Consider the following 17,437-nt stretch of genomic DNA (forward strand, 5'->3'; position numbering starts at 1 on the left):
GTTTTGGTGGCGGTGAGCGTAAGCCGTTCTCGGATCGTCCGCGCCGTGAGGGTGAGGGTGACCGCCGTGGTTTTGGTGGCGGTGAGCGTAAGCCGTTCTCGGATCGTCCGCGCCGTGAGGGTGAGGGTGACCGCCGTGGTTTTGGTGGCGGTGAGCGTAAGCCGTTTGGTGACCGTCCGCGCCGCGAGGGTGAGGGTGACCGCCGTGGTTTTGGTGGCGGTGAGCGTAAGCCGTTTGGTGATCGTGACCGTAAGCCGTTTGGTGACCGTCCGCGCCGCGAGGGCGACGGCGACCGCCGCAGCTTTGGTGGCGGAGAGAACCGCCGGCCGTTCGGCGACCGGCAGGACCGCGCACCCCGCGAGGACCGTGGCGGTTGGCAGGACCGCGGTGACCGGCAGGACCGCGCACCCCGCAGCTTTGACCGAGGCGACTCCGGCCCTCGCCAGTTCGGCCGCGACCGGGCTGAGGACCGCCCCGCCCGCGTTCCCAACGCCCGTGACCTCCGCAGCGCCAACCGTCCGGACCGTGAGCGTTCGCCCGAAATCGACGACGACGTCACGGGCAAGGAACTCGATCGCGCCACGCAGCACCAGATCAAGACCCTGGAGTCCAACAGCGCTGAATGGGTTGCCCGCCACCTCGTAATGGCCGGACGGCTTATCGACGACGAGCCTGAACTGGCGTTCCAGCATGCCCTGGCCGCCAGCCGCCGCGGCGGACGCCTTGCCGCTGTCCGTGAGGCAGTGGGCCTTACGGCTTATGCCGCCGGACACTACGGCGAGGCCCTGCGCGAGTTCCGCACGTACCGCCGGATCAGCGGTTCCAACGTCCACCTGCCTGTGATGGCCGACTGTGAACGTGGCCTGGGCCGGCCTGACCGCGCCCTGGACGTTGTCCGTTCCGAGGAAGCCCAGGACCTTGACGCCCCCGGCAAGGTGGAGTTGGCGATTGTCGCCTCCGGTGCCCGCGCCGACCTTGGCCAGCTGGACGCCGCCGTTGCGGAGCTGGAGATCCCGCAGCTGGACATCAACCGGGCGTTTTCCTACAGCCCGCGCCTGTTCCGCGCTTATGCCGACGCCCTGACAGCCGTTGGCCGCGAAACCGAGGCCGGAAAGTGGCAGCGGCAGGCGGTCGTAGCGGAAGAAGCTTTGGGTCTGGGCATGGCCGAGGAACCCGACATCATCGACCTCGGCTGGGACGAGGAAGAGGAGGCCCGGGAAGAAGCCGAACGCCGGAAGCGCATCGCCCACGCTGCCGGCACGCCGGCGCAGGACGGAACCGGGTCTTCCGACAGCCAGGCGGCACCCGGCATCAGCGCCGAGGAGGAAGCTGCTGCGCAGCGGCCTTCAGCGGACGCAGCGGCAGAAAACCTGGACGACGCCGAGGCGGACTACTTCGAATCCGACGACGCCGAATCGGACGAGGATTCCGCCGAGCCGGATGAGGACGCCGAGGACGCCGAAGCCGGGTACACCGAACCCGAATACACCGAACAGCAGGATGCTGACCGCCGCCAGAACGGCTCGGAGGACTAGTCGCGCATGAGTGATGCCCAACTGATTTCACGGTTCGACGCCCTGCTGTCCGACCTGGACGGAGTGGTCTACGCAGGCCCGCACGCCATCCCCGGAGCCGTGGAGTCCCTCCAGCGGCTGGCGGGGATCGGCGTCGGCCTCGGGTACGTGACCAACAACGCCTCCCGCACGCCGGCGCAGGTGGCCGCCCACCTGCGCGAGCTTGGCGCCCCTGCAGAGGACCAGCAGGTGGTGAGCTCGTCCCAGGCCGGGGCCGACCTGCTGGCGTCCCTGCTGTCCCCGGGCTCTCCCGTCCTGATTACCGGAAGCCCGGCGCTGGCCCACGAGGTTGAGCTTGTTGGGCTGAAGCCGGTCCACGGCGCAGAGGACAAGCCCGTGGCCGTGGTGCAGGGCTTCAACCCTGCGATCGGCTGGAAGGAGCTCGCCGAGGCGTCCTTCGTCCTGGCCGACGCGGACGTGCTGTGGGTTGCCACGAACACGGACATGTCCATCCCGCAGGCCCGCGGAATGGCGCCCGGCAACGGAACCCTCGTGGGCGCGGTGGCCGCGGCCACCGGCCGGCGGCCGCTCGTGGCCGGCAAGCCGGAGGCTCCGCTGTTCCATGCCGCGGCGAAGAGGCTGTCGTCAGACAGGCCACTGGTCGTCGGCGACCGGCTGGACACCGACATCCTGGGTGGCAACCGTGCAGGCTTCGCCACGGTGGCCGTGCTGACCGGCGTCGACACCCTGGAAACCATGTTGGCGGCCCGCGCCGAGGAGCGGCCCCGCTACATCATCCGGGACCTGGCCGGCCTCTATGAGCCCTATCCGGACATTGATAACGACGGCGGGACGTTCCGTTGCGGGAACGCCAGGGCGACCGTGGCCGGAGGCACCATCCGCATCGCCGGGTCCAAGGACGACCTTGATTCGTGGCGGGCGGCCTGCGCCGCCTGGTGGGCGGCCCACCCCGACGCTGAGGTCCCCACGGCTCCCGAACTCGAGTGGCTGGATCAATAGACTGGTGCCATGCCCGAGTTGAACAACGACGCGCCGGAGGCTGCGGTGCCCGACACCGCATTGCCGGACTCCGAAGTGCCAGGCGCCGCCTGGCCGGAGTTGACCGTGCCAGGCCGCGATCCTGAAGCCGGTATCGATCCCGCGGTGCTGGCCATCCTGGACCGGGTCCGTGCTGTTCCCGGGCTGCCGGTTTCGGAGCACCCCGCCGCCTACACAGAAATGCACGACGCCCTGCTGGAAGCCCTGAACGAAGAGCCGCCGAACGAAGCCCCGCAGCACCAAGTGCCACAGCACGGTCCGGGTGCCGCCTGACCATGCCCAGACTCGACCAACTGCTCGTCAGCAGGGGACTGGCGCGGTCCCGCACGCACGCCGCCCGGCTTATCGCCGAAGGCAAGGTGTCCTCCGAAGGCGACGTCCTCGCCAAAGCATCGCTACAAGTGGGCGACGACCGGGAGCTAAGTGTTGCGGAAGACGCGACGGACGCGTACGTCAGCAGGGCCGGCCACAAACTGGCCGGCGCGCTGGACGCCTTCCCCGGGGTCGTCGTCGGCGGCAAACGGTGCCTTGACGCCGGAGCATCCACGGGCGGCTTTACCGATGTCCTGCTAAGGCGGGGAGCCGCGCACGTGGTGGCGGCCGACGTCGGGCACGGCCAGCTGGTGCCGCAGCTCCGCGGCGATCCGCGCGTGAGCGTGCATGAGGGGCTGAATGTCCGCTACATGAGTCCCGGCCAGATCGGCGGCCCGGCCGAGCTCACAGTTGCCGACCTGTCCTTCATCTCCCTGACGCTGGTGCTGGCCCCGCTCGCGGCCTGTACCGCTCCCGGCGGAGACCTGGTGCTCATGGTCAAGCCGCAGTTCGAGATCGGCAAGGAGCGGCTCGCCCGCACAGGAGTGGTCACTTCGGAGCGCGAACGGCGCATGGCTGTCGGTAAAGTGGCGGGGGCGGCGCTCGATGTCGGCCTGGAACTGCGGGGGCTGGCCACCAGCCCGCTGCCAGGCCAGGACGGAAATGTCGAATACTTCCTGTGGATAACGCAAAGAATGTCCGAAGACTTGCCTAAGATCGAAGAGCGGGACGCAGCGGTGGCTGCGTTGTTGGGAAAGATCTGGCCGAACCACTAGAGAGCGGAACCCGATGAGCAGGCGTGTATTGGTACTTGCCCATACCGGCCGCGAGGAATCCCTAAAGGCGGCCTGGGAGGCGTGCGCCCAGCTGCACGCCTCCGGCATCATCCCCGTCATGCAGAAGTCCGAACTGGGCGACATGGAGGGCTTCTTCGGCGCCATGGACCAGCCGGTCGAAATCCTCCATGACCATATCCAGCTTCCGGACGTGGAACTGGTCATGGTGCTGGGCGGGGACGGGACCATCCTGCGGGCGGCCGAACTGGTCCGCGAAGAAGACGTGCCGCTGCTGGGCGTGAACCTCGGCCATGTCGGCTTCCTCGCCGAGAGCGAGCGGGCTGACCTTGCCCAGACAGTCGAATGGATCGCCAGCCGTGAGTACACGGTGGAGGAGCGCATGACCATCGACGTCCAGGTCTGGGTCCGCGGCCAGAAGATCTGGCACACCTGGGCCCTGAACGAGGCCGCCATCGAAAAAGGCGACCGGGAGCGCATGCTCGAGCTGGTCACCGAGGTGGATGAGCGCCCGCTGACCTCCTTCGGCTGCGATGGCGTCGTGCTGGCCACGCCCACCGGATCCACCGCGTACGCGTTCTCGGCCGGCGGCCCTGTTGTGTGGCCGGAGGTCGAAGCCCTCCTGATCGTGCCCATCAGTGCCCATGCGCTTTTCGCCAAGCCGCTGGTGGTTTCGCCGCGGTCCCGGCTGGCCGTCGAAGTGCTCAACCGGACGGACGCCCTGGGCGTACTGTGGTGTGACGGCAGGCGCTCCGTGGATCTGCCTCCCGGGGCCCGGGTGGAGGTAACCCGGTCCACCACCCCGGTCCGGCTCGCCCGCACGCACCAGACGCCGTTTTCGGCGCGGCTCGTCCGCAAGTTCGAACTTCCCATCCATGGCTGGCGCGGCCCGGTGCCACAGGCCGAGCAGGTCCATACCGGTCCCGTGCCGATCGTGCGCACGCCCCGGACCATGGCACCGCCCTCGGGACTTCGGCCGTACGAACCCGGTTCAGAATCCGATCCTCCGACTGAAAAGTGAACCATGCTTGAAGAACTGAGAATCCGCGATCTCGGCGTCATCACCGACGCCACCCTGCCGCTGGGCCCGGGGCTCAGCGTGGTTACCGGCGAGACCGGTGCCGGCAAGACCATGGTCGTCACCGCCGTAGGGCTGCTGCTGGGAGCCCGGTCGGACGCCGGTGCCGTGCGCAGCGGCGCGAAGAGCGCCTCTGCGGAAGCGGTGGTGCAGTTGCAATCCGGACACCTCGCCCTGGAACGCGCCAGGGAGGCCGGTGCTGAGGTTGAGGAGTTCGACGGCGGCGCGGAACTGCTGCTGTCGCGTCGCCTGGGTGCCGACGGACGCAGCCGGGCCTTCCTCGGCGGCCGGGCCGCCCCGGTGGGGGTGCTCGCCGAAATCGGCGAGTCGCTGGTAGTGGTGCACGGGCAGACGGACCAGATCCGGCTCAAAGGGGCCGCCGCGCAGCGGGAGGCCCTCGACAAGTTCGCAGGGGACGGGCTCGCCTCGACGATCGCCGGATTCCAGGACCTCTACAGCTCCTGGAAGTCCAGCCAGGCCGAGCTGGACTCGCTCCGCAGCGCTGAGCGCGAGCGGCTCCGCGAGGCAGAGTCCCTGGAAGCCGCGCTGGCCGAGATCGACGCCGTGGACCCGCAGCCGGGGGAGGACGAGGCACTGAAGGCCGAGGCCGTGAAGCTGGCCAACGTCGAGGAACTCCGCATCGCCGCCACCACCGCGCACCAGGCCCTCATCGCCGAGGACTTCAGCGAGGCCGGCGACGCCACAACGCTGGTGGACGCGGCCAAACGCACCCTGGAGCACGTGGCCGAGCACGACGAGGAACTCGGATCGGCTGCCGCCCGCCTCGCCGAAGTCGGATTCCTGCTCAACGACATCGCCACCGAGCTGGCCAGTTACCAGGCCGGACTGGACTCGGAGGGACCGGAGCGGCTGGCTGAAATCGAAGAACGCCGGGCGTCCCTGGCCAAGCTGGTCCGGAAGTACGCGCCGAGCATCGACGAGGTCCTCGAATGGGCGGAGAACGCCCGGGCGCGCTATGACGAACTGCAGGGGGACTCTACCCGGATCGAGAACCTGGAAGCCGAGGTGGCCAGGGCAGCGGCCGAGCTGAAGAAGCAGGCCGCGGCCATCAGCAAAGTCCGCGCCAAAGCCGCCAAGGACCTTTCATCCCGGGTAAGCGCCGAACTGAAGGCCCTCGCCATGGCAGACGCCACCCTGGTGATCACCATCGAGGCCGCAGCGCAGCTGGGGCCCCACGGCGCGGACGAGATCTCCTTCCTGCTCCAGCCGCACTCCGGCGCACCCGCCAGGCCGCTGGGCAAGGGCGCGTCCGGCGGTGAGCTCTCCAGGGTCATGCTGGCCATCGAGGTGGTGCTGGCGGCGGTGGACCCTGTGCCCACGTTCGTCTTCGACGAAGTCGACGCCGGAGTGGGCGGGCGCGCCGCAGTGGAGATTGGCCGGCGGCTGGCCATGCTGGCCCGCCATGTCCAGGTCCTGGTGGTGACGCACCTGCCGCAGGTGGCAGCGTTTGCCGACCAGCACATCCGTGTGACCAAGACCTCGGTGCGCGGCGCCGACGGCTCCACCGCCAAGGGCTTCACCTCCAGCGACGTCCAACTCCTGGACGAGGGCGAACGCGTCAGGGAACTGGCCCGAATGTTGGCAGGCCAGGAGGACTCCGAAACCGCCCAGGCGCACGCCCAGGAGCTACTGGACGACGCCAAGCTCCTGCCCCAGCAGGCCTGAGTACGGCTCAGGTCCCGGCAGACCTTGCCGAAGCGCACGGGCAGACCTTGCCGGAAGCGCATGGGTAGCCCTTGCCGGGAGCGCACGGACAGGGAAAACTGAAGCCTTTGGGGACGCATACCCGATCCGTGGAAGGCTCAATTGATGATAGGCTCGAATTCCGTGGTGCAGCGATCAAATTCCCGTGTAAATTCCCGGTTCCCGGGCTCGTCCAAGACGACCAAACACATCTTCGTCACCGGCGGTGTGGCGTCCTCGCTAGGCAAGGGACTGACGGCCTCCAGCCTCGGCCACCTGCTGCGGGCACGCGGCTTGTCAGTAACTATGCAGAAGCTCGATCCCTATCTGAACGTGGATCCGGGCACGATGAACCCCTTCCAGCACGGCGAGGTTTTCGTCACAGACGACGGTGCTGAAACCGACCTCGACATCGGACACTACGAGCGCTTCCTCGACGAAAACCTCGAGGGTTCAGCCAACGTGACCACCGGCCAGGTTTACTCCACGGTCATCGCCAAGGAACGCCGCGGCGAGTACCTCGGGGACACCGTCCAGGTCATCCCGCACATCACCGATGAGATCAAGCGCCGGATGCGGCTTCCCTCCGAGGGCAAGAACGCGCCGGACGTCATCATCACGGAGATCGGCGGCACCGTCGGCGACATCGAGTCGCAGCCCTTCCTCGAGTCCGCCCGCCAGGTCCGCCAGGACATCGGCCGGACCAACGTCTTCTTCCTCCACGTTTCGCTGGTCCCGTACATCGGTCCTTCGCAGGAACTGAAGACCAAGCCCACGCAGCACTCCGTGGCCGCCCTCCGCTCCATCGGCATCCAACCGGAAGCCATCGTGATCCGTTCGGACCGCGAAGTTCCCGACGCCATGCGTGAGAAGATCGGGCGCATGTGCGACGTCGACATCGACGCCGTGGTCAACGCCGCTGACGCCCCCAGCATCTACGACATCCCCAAGACCCTGCACACCCAAGGCCTGGATTCGTACATCGTCCGGGCACTGGACCTGCCGTTCAAGGACGTCGACTGGACCAGCTGGGACAAGCTCCTCGAAGCCGTCCACAACCCCAAGCACGAGGTTGAGGTTGCCCTGGTGGGCAAGTACATCGACCTCCCGGACGCGTACCTCTCTGTCACGGAGGCCCTGCGCGCCGGCGGATTCGCCAACAATGCCAAGGTCAGGATCCGCTGGGTGCCCTCCGACGAATGCGAAAGCCACGAAGGCGCGGTGCGCTCCCTGGAGGGCGTGGACGCCATCTGCGTTCCCGGCGGCTTCGGCATCCGCGGCCTCGAAGGCAAGCTGGGCGCCCTCAAGTTTGCGCGCGAATCGCGGCTGCCCGTGCTGGGTCTTTGCCTCGGCCTGCAGTGCATGGTCATCGAGTACGCCCGCAACGTGGTCGGGCTGGAGGGTGCCTCCTCGAGCGAATTCGAGCCGGACTCCAAGTACCCGGTCATCGCCACGATGGAAGAGCAGCTGGAATTCGTCGAGGGCCGCGGAGACCTCGGCGGCACCATGCGCCTCGGCCTGTACGAGGCCAAGCTCGACGAGGGATCGGTCATCGCCGAGACCTACGGCACCACCACGGTCAGCGAACGCCACCGCCACCGGTACGAGGTGAACAACAAGTACCGCGACCAGATTGCCGCCGAGGGCCTGGTGTTCTCCGGTACGTCGCCGGACGGCAAGCTGGTGGAATACGTGGAGCTGCCCCGCGAGGTTCACCCCTACTACGTGGCTACGCAGGCGCACCCAGAACTGAGCTCACGGCCCACCCGGCCGCACCCGCTCTTTGCCGGCCTGGTGAAGGCCGCCCTGGACCACCAGAGTGGCGGGGACCGAAGCGGTTTCGAACCCGCCGCGACCGGCTCCGGCGAAGCCACCGCAGAGTAATCTCACAGCTCCCATAGAGTAAGGACGGCGCGATGCCCGGTAAATCTGAAAACACCCCTGCTGACCGGCAGGTTTCGGATGCGCCGAGCCCGCGCCGTCTGCTCTCCCGGGAGCGGGTCTACAACGGCCGGATCTGGGACGTTGTCAGTGACAGCTTCAAGCTCACCGCCGACGGTGACCCCCTGGTGCGGGACTACATCGAGCACCCCGGAGCCGTCGCCGTGCTCCCCATGAACGACGCCGGCGAGGTGCTGCTGATCAAGCAGTACCGCCACCCGGTGGGTATGGACCTGTGGGAGATTCCCGCAGGCCTGCTCGACATCGAGGGCGAGGACTTCGTGGTGGGCGCCGCGCGGGAGCTCGCCGAGGAAGCGGACCTGATCGCCAGCGACTGGAACGTCCTGGTGGATTTTTTCAATTCACCCGGATCCTCCAGCGAGGCGATCCGCATCTACCTGGCCCGCGGCCTCACCGAGGTCCCCCATCACGAACTGCACGTCCGCACGGACGAAGAAGCGGAAATAGAGCTGCATTGGATCCCGCTGGAGGATGCCGTTGCGGGGGTGCTGGAGGGACGACTGCACAATCCGTCCGCCGTCGTCGGAATTCTTGCTGCCGCGGCCGCGAAGGCGGACGGCTTCAGCGGACTACGGCCGGGCGATGCCCTCTGGCCGGCGCACCCCAGCCAGCGCTGATGTCCACGGACACGGCGGCACCGGAGGAATCTCCGGCCACGGCGGTACCCAAGCCCGGAGCCGGTACGGAAACGCCGCCGCCGGAACGGCCCCGCACCGCGATTGACCGCGGCGTGACCGACTACCTCCAGCACATGGGCGTCGAACGGGGCCTCGCAGCAAACACCCTGTCCGCATACCGCCGCGACCTCGCCCGCTACACGGCCTACCTCGCCGGGCAGGGCCTCAGCCGACCGGCGGACATCACCCGCCACCACGTGACCGGATTTGCCCAGGCACTCTCCGACGGCGCCGACGGCGGCACGCCGCTGGGGGTGCGGTCCGCGGCGCGGACCGTCGTTGCCGTCCGCGGACTGCACCGCTTCTGGGCCCTGGAAGGGACGACGACGGCGGACCCCGCCAGCGATGTCCACCCGCCAATGCCCGGCAAGCGGCTGCCCAAAGCCATCACCGTGGACGAAGTGGCCAGGATCCTGGAAGCTGCCGGTACGGACACCGCAACCGGCCTCCGGGACCGGGCGCTGCTCGAATTCCTGTATTCAACCGGTGCCCGGATCAGTGAAGCCGTAGGCCTGGACGTCGACGATCTTTCGGTGCCGGCGGCCGAATCCGGCCCGGCCATCGTTCGGCTGTTTGGAAAGGGCTCCAAGGAACGCCTCGTGCCGCTCGGCTCATTCGCGGCCCGTGCCCTCGATGCTTACCTGGTGCGGGGCCGCCCCCTGCTCTCCGGGAAGGGCAAGGGCACCCCTGCGCTGTTCCTCAACGCCAGGGGCGGGCGCATCAGCCGGCAGAGCGCCTGGACCATCCTGAAGGCCGCCGCGGACAAGGCCAACATAACCAAGGACGTCTCCCCCCACACGCTCCGCCACTCCTTCGCCACCCACCTGCTTGAAGGCGGAGCGGATGTCCGCGTGGTCCAGGAACTGCTTGGGCATGCCTCGGTGACCACCACGCAGGTGTACACCCTGGTTACGGCTGACACTCTGCGGGAAGTTTATGCCGCTGCGCATCCCCGGGCCCTGGGATAATCCAGCCCTGGGACCGGCATGCGGACGGCCCCACCACCGCTAGGCTGGTCTGCATGACTTCCGTGCCCGTCACCCTCTGCTTCCTGCTACGGGAACGCCCGAAGTCAGGGCCTGAGGTGCTCCTGGGCCTGAAGCGGACCGGCTTCGGAACGGGCAAGATCGTTGGACTGGGCGGGCACGTGGAGGCTGGCGAAACCGACGCCCAGGCGGCATGCCGGGAGGTGCTGGAAGAAGCGGGCGTCGTCGTCCTCGAGGAGGACCTGTTCGACGCCGGAAAAGTGGAGTTTGTCTTTCCCGCACGTCCTGAGTGGAACATGTCCACCCGCCTGTTCACGTCCCGCCGGTGGGCCGGCGAGCCAGTCGAGAGCCCCGAGATCATTCCGGAGTGGTTCCTGGTTTCCGGCCTTCCGCTGGAACGCATGTGGCAGGATGCGGAGCACTGGCTGCCGCTGGCGCTGGCCGGGAATGTGGTCGACGCCGTCATCACCCTGAACGAGGACAACGAGACCGTGGCGTCCGCCGAATATTCTTTCCGGGCCGTGTAACCGCCCGTTCCCTGCCGGAAACTAAACGGTTAGCCTGCCTGGTCAGGACACTACTTCTTACGTTTGGGGGATACGTGGATTCGGAACGCGAACTGGCGTTCACCGCCGTTCACAGGGACAGCTATCCGCGGGTTTACAGATACGTGCGCCGACGGGTGGAATCGCCCGAGCTCGCAGAAGAGCTCGCAGCGGACGTGTTCCGCATCGCATGGCAAAAATGGCACGACCAGCCGCACGCGGACATCGCCTGGCTGCTGACGGTGGCGCGGAACCTGATTGGGAACGCCTACCGCAGCCGTGACCGGCACGTGGCCCTGCAGGCAAAACTCCGGGCGTCCGCCGAGCTCCGCTCCGGTGCCGAGTCCGAGGACCTGGTAGTCCACGACGCCATGGCCGCGCTGCGCGACAGTGAGCGCGACATCCTGCAAATGGCCTACTGGGACGGGCTGAGCGTGGCGGAGATCGCCCGCGTTCTGCAGTGCAGCGAAGCTGCCGCCAAGGTCCGCCTGCACCGTGCCAGGGCCGCCTTCCGCAAGCAAATGCCGGTGACCGCAAGGCCGGGCAGACAGAACTCGGTCACACAGAAGATGGGTGCATGAGATGGATCCGATCAAAAACCTGATTGCCGGGTCAGACCCGCTCCGCAACGATCCTGCCGCGCTGCCGGACGCCGACGATGCCCTTCGGCGGGCAACCACCGGGGCCCCGATGTTCACGGACAGCCTGCCGCCGGACGTGCTGCGGTTCGAGGACCGCAAACAGCGGCGGGCGCGCGTTGCCGGTGTGCTGACCTTGGCCGCGGCGGCGGTGACCGCCGGTGTGCTGGTGGCGACGAACCTCGGATCGCTGGTATCGGCTCCCTCTCCGGCGGGCACCGTTGCGTCGTCGACCTCGGAAACGGCCGGGCCGGCAACGCCGACGGCGACGGCAACGCCCTCGGCGTCACGGACGGCGACAGCAACGCCGACGCCGGCTCCAACCCCTACTGCCGCGCCCGTCACGTGGACCACCTTCACGGACGCCACCGGCCAGGCCACCTTCGAACACCCCCTGGGCTGGAGGGTGTCGCAAACCCCGCAAACAATCGATGGCGGCGCCTACAACATCGTCGAGGTGAAGAATACCGCCGGCAGGACCATGGCCACCCTGCGGTTGGTCTACGACGCCGCCGGCGGGCCCGTGTGCTCCGACCCGAAGCCGTACCAGACCCTCGACTCCGTTGTCATCGACATTCCGCAGAAGGCGGCCAAGCTCAGGGAACACCCCCAGGGTCCCTCCGCCTTTGTCTTCCGGGTGATCCAGGGGGACAAAGTCTATGGCTCAGTCGCACTGGCAGACGGAGATCTGGCTCCCCAGACCACAACGTGCGGCTTGTACAACGGCATCCTTGGCCCGGACAACGTTCCCTTCGCCCAGTTTGGCGACACGACGTGGCTCACGGCCGATGGAAAGGACGCCCCCCTCAGGTTTGGATCCCTTGCCGAGGCGAAGGCGTACATGGGCACGCAGGAGTACCAGGACGTCAAACGCATGCTGATCTCCCTGGCGCTGCAGCCGGCGAAACCGGCGGCCGCAACAAGCAAGCGCTTCACCAGCGGGGACGGGAAAGCCAGCTTCGTCCTCCCCGAGGGCTGGACGACGAAGGATGTCCCGGTTGGAACGCCGGACCACCCGGGTTCGGGTATCACCGTGTCAGACGAGTCAGGCAAAGCCGTGGCCAGTTTCCAGCACGCTGCTGCGGGTGGCCTCGGCGGGGCCTGCACGGCTGGAACGTACAAGATAACGGAACTGGATAGCGGTGCTTCTTCGCTCAAAGCCAATTGGGCTGTGGCGCGCGGGGTGCGGTTCTCTTACCGGGTGATGGACAACTCCCCGCTCGGCAAGGGATTCAGCTATCAGTTGGGACTGGTGGACAAGGACAGCGGTTCCGTTAGCGACAGCTGCCTCATGTACACGCTGGTCACCGGAACCCCGCGGGGGATCCTGTCCTTCGCTGACCGGGCTGTGCAGGAGGTTGCCGAGCCGACCTTTGCCAGCGTGGCCGAGGCCAGGGCCTACATGGAGACTCCGGAATACAAAAAGCTGAAGGTCATGATCCAGAGCCTGGAGGTCACCTCCTGACGGTGCCGTATAAGGACCCGGCAGTAACAACGTCGGGCCGGCCACCCCAAAGGTGACCGGCCCGGCGTCGTGCTTTCCCGGCGTCGTACGCGCTATAGGCGGGTCACTACGGCACGTGCCGTTCGTCCGGACCGTTGTACGCACTTAGCGGCCGGATGAGCGAGTTCGCGTTCAGTTGCTCCATAAAGTGGGCCGTCCAGCCGGTGATCCGGCTGGCGACGAAGAGCGGCGTGAACATGTTCGTGTCGAAGCCCATGAGGTGGTACGTGGGGCCGGCCGGGTAGTCGAGATTCGGCTTGATGCCCTTGGCCTCGTCCATGGCGGTTTCGAGCCCGTTGTACAGGCCCAACAGTTCAGGCCGGCCGAAGTGGGCGATCATCTTGTCGAGGGCTGCCTTCATGGTGGGCACGCGCGAATCACCGTGCTTGTAGACCCGGTGGCCGAATCCCATGACCTTCTTCTTCTGGGTCAGGGCGTTCTCCATCCAGGCCTTGGCCCGGTCGGCGGCTTCCTCGAGGGACTCCTCCGGCCGGATGCCGATCTCGTCGAACGTGTGCATGACGGCTTCGTTGGCTCCGCCGTGCAGCGGTCCTTTGAGTGCGCCGATGGCACCGGTCACCGCTGAATGGAGGTCCGAGAGCGTGGACATGATGACGCGCCCGGCGAAGGTGGAGGCGTTGAAGGAGTGCTCCGCGTAGAGAATCATGGAAACGTTGAAGGCCTCCACCACTTCGGCAACGGCCTCCTCGCCGAACGTCATCCACAGGAAGTTGGCCGAGTAGCCGAGGTCATCCCTGGGCTCCACGGGGTCCTGCCCGCGCCGGCGCCGCTGGTCGTATGCCACCACGGCCGGCATGGCGGCAAACAGGTCCAGGGCTTTGGCCATGTTGGCCTCACGGGAGGAGTCCTCCGCGAGCTCGTGGCGGGCGCCCATCACCGACGCTGCAGTACGGCAGACGTCCATGGGGTGCGCCGTCGTCGGGAGGGCATCAATCACCTGCTTGACCACGGGATCCAGGGGCCGTCCCGCGCGCTCGCGGGCCGTAAACTCAGCCAGCTCGCCGGAGGACGGCAACTCGCCGTTCCACAGGAGGTAAGCGACCTCTTCGAAGCTGCGCGTGGCGGCGAGCTCCTGGACGGGGTAGCCGCGGTACAGCAGTGAGTTGGTGTCGGGATTGACCTTGGAGACGGCGGTGTAGTCCACCACCACGCCATCGAGGCCCTTCTTGATCTCTTCTTCAGCCATGCTGAACTCCTTCGTTCCTTGCGTCCGATTACCGGCCGAAAAGGGCCGGTGGTCCTGCGGGGATGTGGGCGTCAGTCGGTTCCGGGGATCCGGAAGTTGAAGACGCCGGTGTCAAATCGGTTGTAGGCCTCGTAATCCACCAGGTCATACAACCGCGCGCGCGTCAGCATGCTCCCTACCTGTGCCTCCTGCGTTCCGTCGGCCTTAATTGAGTCCAGCGTACGCTCAGCTGCCCCCATGGCACTACGGAGCAGGGTGACCGGATATATCACCATGTTCACGCCAACATCCTGCAGCTGGTCCACGGTGAAGAGGTCGCTCTTGCCGAACTCGGTCATGTTGGCCAGGATCGGCACGTCGACAGCGTCGCGGATGGCACGGAATTCCTCCAGATCCTTCATCGCCTCCGGGAAGATGGCGTCGGCGCCGGCCTCGACGAGGGCCTTTGCCCGGTCCTTCGCCGCGTCCAGCCCTTCCACCGCGCGGATGTCGGTGCGGGCCATGATGAGGAAGTTCGGATCCCTCCTCGCGTCGGCCGCGGCGCGGATCCGTTTGGTGGCGGTCTCCAGGTCCACGACGTTTTTGCCGTCGAGGTGGCCGCAGCGTTTGGGGTTGAACTGGTCCTCGATGTGGCAGCCGGCGAGCCCGGCGTTCTCGAGTTCCTGGACGCTGCGGGCCACGTTCATGGGTTCGCCGAAGCCGGTGTCTGCGTCGACGATGGAGGGCAGGTCGGTCATCCGCGCGATCTGCCCGGCCCTTGTGGCCACTTCGGTGAGGGTGGTCAGGCCGATGTCCGGCAGGCCGAGGTCGTTGGCGAGGACGGCGCCGGAGATGTAGACCCCGGCGAAGCCCTTCTCCTCGATCAGCCGGGCGGAGAGCGGGTTGAACGCTCCCGGGAACTGCTGGATGGTTCCGGACGTCAGGAGTTCACGGAAGCGGAGCCGCTTCTGCTCGGGAGTGGTTTTGGAATAGAGCATTTAGAACAGTCCCTTGGGGGCTGCATTGAAATCAATGACGCCGGGCGCCGCTGCGATGTTGAGCTGGTCCAGTTCGCCGGCGGCGAGTTCGGGGAGGCGTTCGACGGCGGCAAGGAACCGTTCGATTTCGGCCTCCTCCACGAGCCCGGCGGCGAGTGTGCGGAATTTGTTGATGTACTGTTCGCGGGTGAACGGGCGGGCGCCGAGGGGGTGGGCGTCGGCCACGGCGATCTGGTCCCGGATGACGGTGCCGTCGGTGAGGGTGATTTCCACGGAGCCGCCGAAGGCCTTCTCGGAGATGTCCAGGGAGTGGTACCGGCGGGTCCATTCCGGGTCCTCCACCGTGGAGACCTTCTGCCACAGCTCCACGGTGTCCGGGCGGGCGGCGCGTTCGGGGGAGTAGGAGTCCACGTGGTGCCAGGACCCGTCCTGCAATGCGACGGTGAAGATGTACGGAATGGAGTGGTCCAGGGTTTCCCGGCTCGCGGTGGGGCTGTACTTCTGCGGGTCGTTGGCGCCGGAGCCGATCACGTAGTGGGTGTGGTGGCTCGTTTTGATCAGGACGGATTTCACGTTCGCCGGGTCGGTGGCCTCGGGGTGTTCTTTGTTCAGTTTGCGTGCGAGGTCGATCCAGGCCTGGGCCTGGTATTCGGCGGAGTGTTCCTTGGTGTAGGTGTCCAGGATGGCCCGCTTGGCCTCACCGGGTGTCGGCAGCGGAACCATGTAGGAGGCGTCCTGGCCGTCCAGTAGCCAGGCGATGACGCCGTCCTCGCCTTCATAGATGGGCACCGGGGAGGTCTGTCCGCGCATGGACCTGTCCACCGCTTCGACCGCCATCTTGCCTGCGAAGGCCGGCGCGTGCGCTTTCCAGGTGGAGATCTCGCCCTTGCGGGACTGGCGGGTGGCTGTTGTGGTGTGCAGGGCCTGGCCCACGGACTGGAAGATCGTCTCCACATCGAGTCCCAGCAGTGTGCCGATGCCTGCAGCCGCCGACGGGCCAAGGTGGGCCACGTGGTCGATCTTGTGCTTGTGCAGGCAGATCGCCTTCACCAGGTTCACCTGAATCTCGTAGCCGGTGGCGATGCCGCGGATCAGGTCCTTGCCGCTGGAGCCCACATGCTGGGCAACAGCGAGGATCGGCGGGATGTTGTCGCCCGGGTGTGAATAGTCCGCGGCGAGGAAGGTGTCGTGGTAGTCCAGTTCGCGGACCGCCACACCGTTCGCCCACGCCGCCCACTCGGGGGAGACGCGCTCACCGATGCCGAAGACCTTGGAGCCTTTGCCGCCGCTGGACGGGCCGTGGGTGAGGGCCTGCGCCCGGGCCGCGACGATGGGGGCGCGGTTCAGCGAGGCGACGGCCACGGAGGCGTTGTCGATGATCCGGTTGATGACCATGTCCGTGACGTCAGTCGTCACTTCGACGGGATCTGCTGCCACCACGGCGATCTTGTGGGCGAGTTGTTGTTCGCGCGGGAGGTTCTCCTCGCTCTTGTATACGCGGACGTGGTGTTCCTTAACCATGGGACTCCTTCTGGGCGGATGCGTGGACGGCTTTGACGTGGGAAAGACTGCGGTGCAGATGAACGGTGGTGGTTGCTTCGGCCAGCCGGGGGTTGCCGGCCGCTATCGCTTCGGCGATTGCAGCATGTTCTGCTGCGGCCTCCGTGAGCCGGGCCTGGTCGTCGGCGGCCAGCCGGCGGACGCGGACCAGGTGGACGCGGAGGCTCCGCATGGCCTGCGCGAGGTAGGAGTTGGAGATCGCAGCGTCGATGGCCGCATCCAGTCGGCCGACAAGTTCGTAGTAGTCGTGCCGGGCGGGATCCGGGGAGTTCAGCAGGGCGGGCGCGTCCAGCAGTTCGTGCTGGAGCCGGCGGAAGACGTCGGCATCGCCCCGCTGGGCTGCCAGTGCGGCGGCTTTCCCCTCGAGGGTTTCGCGCAGCTCAAACAGTTCATCGATATTGTCCAGCGAGATATCCGTGACGACGACGCCGCGGCCGCCCGGCGTCGTCAGCCCCTCAGCCGTCAGGCGGCTCAGGGCCTCGCGCAAGGGCGTCCGGGAGATTCCCAGCCTGGCGGACTGCTCCACTTCGGCGAGTACCGTGCCGGGGAGGAGGCGCCACTCGATGATGTCATCGCGCAGTGCCGCGTAAGCCCTGTCGCTCGCGCGCATGCCGCCTCCTTCCGATCTCCCGTTTAGCCCTGAGTGTATACATCCATCGGCTTCTTGCCTAGTATTCCGCGGCAAACCGTACTGAAACCGCGACCACTGTATACAGGTCGCCGTCGAGTTGCTTCCGGTGGTCATCCACGCCGGACCATGGATATGTCGTCACGGTCCTTGTATCGTGGCGGCAGGACGCGTGGCGCCGGTCTGGGACGAAACGGGGAAGGGTCACCTGTGACACTTGTTGCAATCAGGACGAGACACTCGAGGCGCAGGGTAGCCCTGGGCAGCACTTGTGAATGAAGACGCCGGCTCC

General features: G+C 67.0%; 17 protein-coding genes. 12 read left to right on the forward strand and 5 right to left on the reverse strand.

Annotated elements, in window-relative coordinates; genetic code table 11:
- On the reverse strand, positions 1 to 692 hold a 692-nt coding region (locus tag AC5RWD_RS13655), incomplete at its 3' end, for a hypothetical protein (RefSeq protein WP_494020525.1).
- On the opposite strand from AC5RWD_RS13655, the gene AC5RWD_RS13660 reads away from it, so the two are divergent.
- The 12 genes from AC5RWD_RS13660 to AC5RWD_RS13715 all read left to right on the forward strand — a co-directional run bounded on the left by AC5RWD_RS13660 (position 645) and on the right by AC5RWD_RS13715 (position 12,734).
- Positions 645 to 1,535, forward strand: coding sequence for a hypothetical protein (locus AC5RWD_RS13660; RefSeq protein WP_494020526.1), 891 nt, complete (start codon positions 645 to 647; stop codon positions 1,533 to 1,535). The two genes, AC5RWD_RS13655 and AC5RWD_RS13660, sit on opposite strands and share 48 nt — an antisense overlap.
- Before the next feature lie 6 nt (positions 1,536 to 1,541).
- A complete protein-coding gene (locus tag AC5RWD_RS13665; RefSeq protein ID WP_494020527.1) occupies positions 1,542 to 2,534 on the forward strand; it encodes an HAD-IIA family hydrolase in 993 nt (330 codons plus the stop codon).
- A gap of 9 nt (positions 2,535 to 2,543) precedes the next feature.
- Positions 2,544 to 2,846 (forward strand): hypothetical protein, encoded by a 303-nt coding sequence (locus AC5RWD_RS13670; RefSeq protein WP_494020528.1) that lies wholly within the window; start codon positions 2,544 to 2,546, stop codon positions 2,844 to 2,846.
- 2 nt (positions 2,847 to 2,848) lie between these two features.
- Positions 2,849 to 3,661, forward strand: a complete 813-nt coding sequence (locus tag AC5RWD_RS13675) for a TlyA family RNA methyltransferase (RefSeq protein WP_494020529.1) — start codon at positions 2,849 to 2,851, stop codon at positions 3,659 to 3,661.
- 13 nt (positions 3,662 to 3,674) lie between these two features.
- Positions 3,675 to 4,700 (forward strand): NAD kinase, encoded by a 1,026-nt coding sequence (locus AC5RWD_RS13680; protein WP_494020530.1) that lies wholly within the window; start codon positions 3,675 to 3,677, stop codon positions 4,698 to 4,700.
- Positions 4,701 to 4,703: 3 nt separating this feature from the next.
- Entirely contained in the window at positions 4,704 to 6,443 is a 1,740-nt protein-coding gene (gene recN / locus AC5RWD_RS13685) for a DNA repair protein RecN (protein ID WP_494020531.1), read from the forward strand.
- A gap of 144 nt (positions 6,444 to 6,587) precedes the next feature.
- Positions 6,588 to 8,345: a CTP synthase gene (gene pyrG / locus AC5RWD_RS13690; RefSeq protein WP_494020532.1), complete on the forward strand. Its 1,758-nt coding sequence runs from the start codon at positions 6,588 to 6,590 to the stop codon at positions 8,343 to 8,345.
- Between the two features lie 32 nt (positions 8,346 to 8,377).
- Positions 8,378 to 9,040, forward strand: a complete 663-nt coding sequence (locus AC5RWD_RS13695) for an NUDIX domain-containing protein (RefSeq protein WP_494020533.1) — start codon at positions 8,378 to 8,380, stop codon at positions 9,038 to 9,040.
- Entirely contained in the window at positions 9,040 to 10,068 is a 1,029-nt protein-coding gene (xerD, locus tag AC5RWD_RS13700; protein ID WP_494020534.1) for a site-specific tyrosine recombinase XerD, read from the forward strand. Before AC5RWD_RS13695 ends, xerD begins: the two co-directional genes overlap by 1 nt.
- A gap of 53 nt (positions 10,069 to 10,121) precedes the next feature.
- Positions 10,122 to 10,613, forward strand: a complete 492-nt coding sequence (locus AC5RWD_RS13705) for an 8-oxo-dGTP diphosphatase (RefSeq protein ID WP_494020535.1) — start codon at positions 10,122 to 10,124, stop codon at positions 10,611 to 10,613.
- Positions 10,614 to 10,687: 74 nt separating this feature from the next.
- The gene (locus tag AC5RWD_RS13710; protein WP_494020536.1) at positions 10,688 to 11,212 is read left to right on the forward strand and encodes an RNA polymerase sigma factor; all 525 of its coding nucleotides are present in this window, start codon (positions 10,688 to 10,690) and stop codon (positions 11,210 to 11,212) included.
- Between the two features lies 1 nt (position 11,213).
- A complete protein-coding gene (locus AC5RWD_RS13715) occupies positions 11,214 to 12,734 on the forward strand; it encodes a hypothetical protein (RefSeq protein WP_494020537.1) in 1,521 nt (506 codons plus the stop codon).
- 106 nt (positions 12,735 to 12,840) lie between these two features.
- Here AC5RWD_RS13715 and AC5RWD_RS13720 read toward each other — a convergent pair whose 3' ends face one another.
- The 4 genes from AC5RWD_RS13720 to AC5RWD_RS13735 form a co-directional block, all read right to left on the reverse strand.
- Positions 12,841 to 13,980: a bifunctional 2-methylcitrate synthase/citrate synthase gene (locus tag AC5RWD_RS13720; RefSeq protein ID WP_494020538.1), complete on the reverse strand. Its 1,140-nt coding sequence runs from the start codon at positions 13,978 to 13,980 to the stop codon at positions 12,841 to 12,843.
- A 71-nt stretch (positions 13,981 to 14,051) separates the two neighbouring features.
- The gene (gene prpB, locus AC5RWD_RS13725; RefSeq protein ID WP_494020539.1) at positions 14,052 to 14,957 is read right to left on the reverse strand and encodes a methylisocitrate lyase; all 906 of its coding nucleotides are present in this window, start codon (positions 14,955 to 14,957) and stop codon (positions 14,052 to 14,054) included.
- Positions 14,958 to 16,478 carry an MmgE/PrpD family protein gene (locus tag AC5RWD_RS13730; RefSeq protein WP_494020540.1) on the reverse strand — a complete coding sequence of 507 codons (1,521 nt, stop codon included), beginning with the start codon at positions 16,476 to 16,478 and terminating at the stop codon, positions 14,958 to 14,960. It abuts the gene before it with no gap.
- Positions 16,471 to 17,127 (reverse strand): GntR family transcriptional regulator, encoded by a 657-nt coding sequence (locus tag AC5RWD_RS13735; RefSeq protein ID WP_494020541.1) that lies wholly within the window; start codon positions 17,125 to 17,127, stop codon positions 16,471 to 16,473. Before AC5RWD_RS13735 ends, AC5RWD_RS13730 begins: the two co-directional genes overlap by 8 nt.
- Between the last annotated feature and the right edge of the window lie 310 nt (positions 17,128 to 17,437).

It is taken from the genome of Arthrobacter sp. CMU6, from assembly GCF_059090205.1.

Coding starts and splice junctions, on each gene's coding strand:
- AC5RWD_RS13705 (WP_494020535.1), top strand. CDS start 10,122: ATGACTTCCGTGCCCGTCACCCTCTGCTTCCTGCTACGGGAACGCCCG.
- prpB (WP_494020539.1), bottom strand. CDS start 14,957: ATGCTCTATTCCAAAACCACTCCCGAGCAGAAGCGGCTCCGCTTCCGT.
- xerD (WP_494020534.1), top strand. CDS start 9,040: ATGTCCACGGACACGGCGGCACCGGAGGAATCTCCGGCCACGGCGGTA.
- AC5RWD_RS13665 (WP_494020527.1), top strand. CDS start 1,542: ATGAGTGATGCCCAACTGATTTCACGGTTCGACGCCCTGCTGTCCGAC.
- AC5RWD_RS13720 (WP_494020538.1), bottom strand. CDS start 13,980: ATGGCTGAAGAAGAGATCAAGAAGGGCCTCGATGGCGTGGTGGTGGAC.
- AC5RWD_RS13660 (WP_494020526.1), top strand. CDS start 645: ATGGCCGGACGGCTTATCGACGACGAGCCTGAACTGGCGTTCCAGCAT.
- AC5RWD_RS13735 (WP_494020541.1), bottom strand. CDS start 17,127: ATGCGCGCGAGCGACAGGGCTTACGCGGCACTGCGCGATGACATCATC.
- AC5RWD_RS13715 (WP_494020537.1), top strand. CDS start 11,214: ATGGATCCGATCAAAAACCTGATTGCCGGGTCAGACCCGCTCCGCAAC.
- AC5RWD_RS13675 (WP_494020529.1), top strand. CDS start 2,849: ATGCCCAGACTCGACCAACTGCTCGTCAGCAGGGGACTGGCGCGGTCC.
- AC5RWD_RS13680 (WP_494020530.1), top strand. CDS start 3,675: ATGAGCAGGCGTGTATTGGTACTTGCCCATACCGGCCGCGAGGAATCC.
- AC5RWD_RS13695 (WP_494020533.1), top strand. CDS start 8,378: ATGCCCGGTAAATCTGAAAACACCCCTGCTGACCGGCAGGTTTCGGAT.
- AC5RWD_RS13730 (WP_494020540.1), bottom strand. CDS start 16,478: ATGGTTAAGGAACACCACGTCCGCGTATACAAGAGCGAGGAGAACCTC.
- pyrG (WP_494020532.1), top strand. CDS start 6,588: ATGATAGGCTCGAATTCCGTGGTGCAGCGATCAAATTCCCGTGTAAAT.
- recN (WP_494020531.1), top strand. CDS start 4,704: ATGCTTGAAGAACTGAGAATCCGCGATCTCGGCGTCATCACCGACGCC.
- AC5RWD_RS13670 (WP_494020528.1), top strand. CDS start 2,544: ATGCCCGAGTTGAACAACGACGCGCCGGAGGCTGCGGTGCCCGACACC.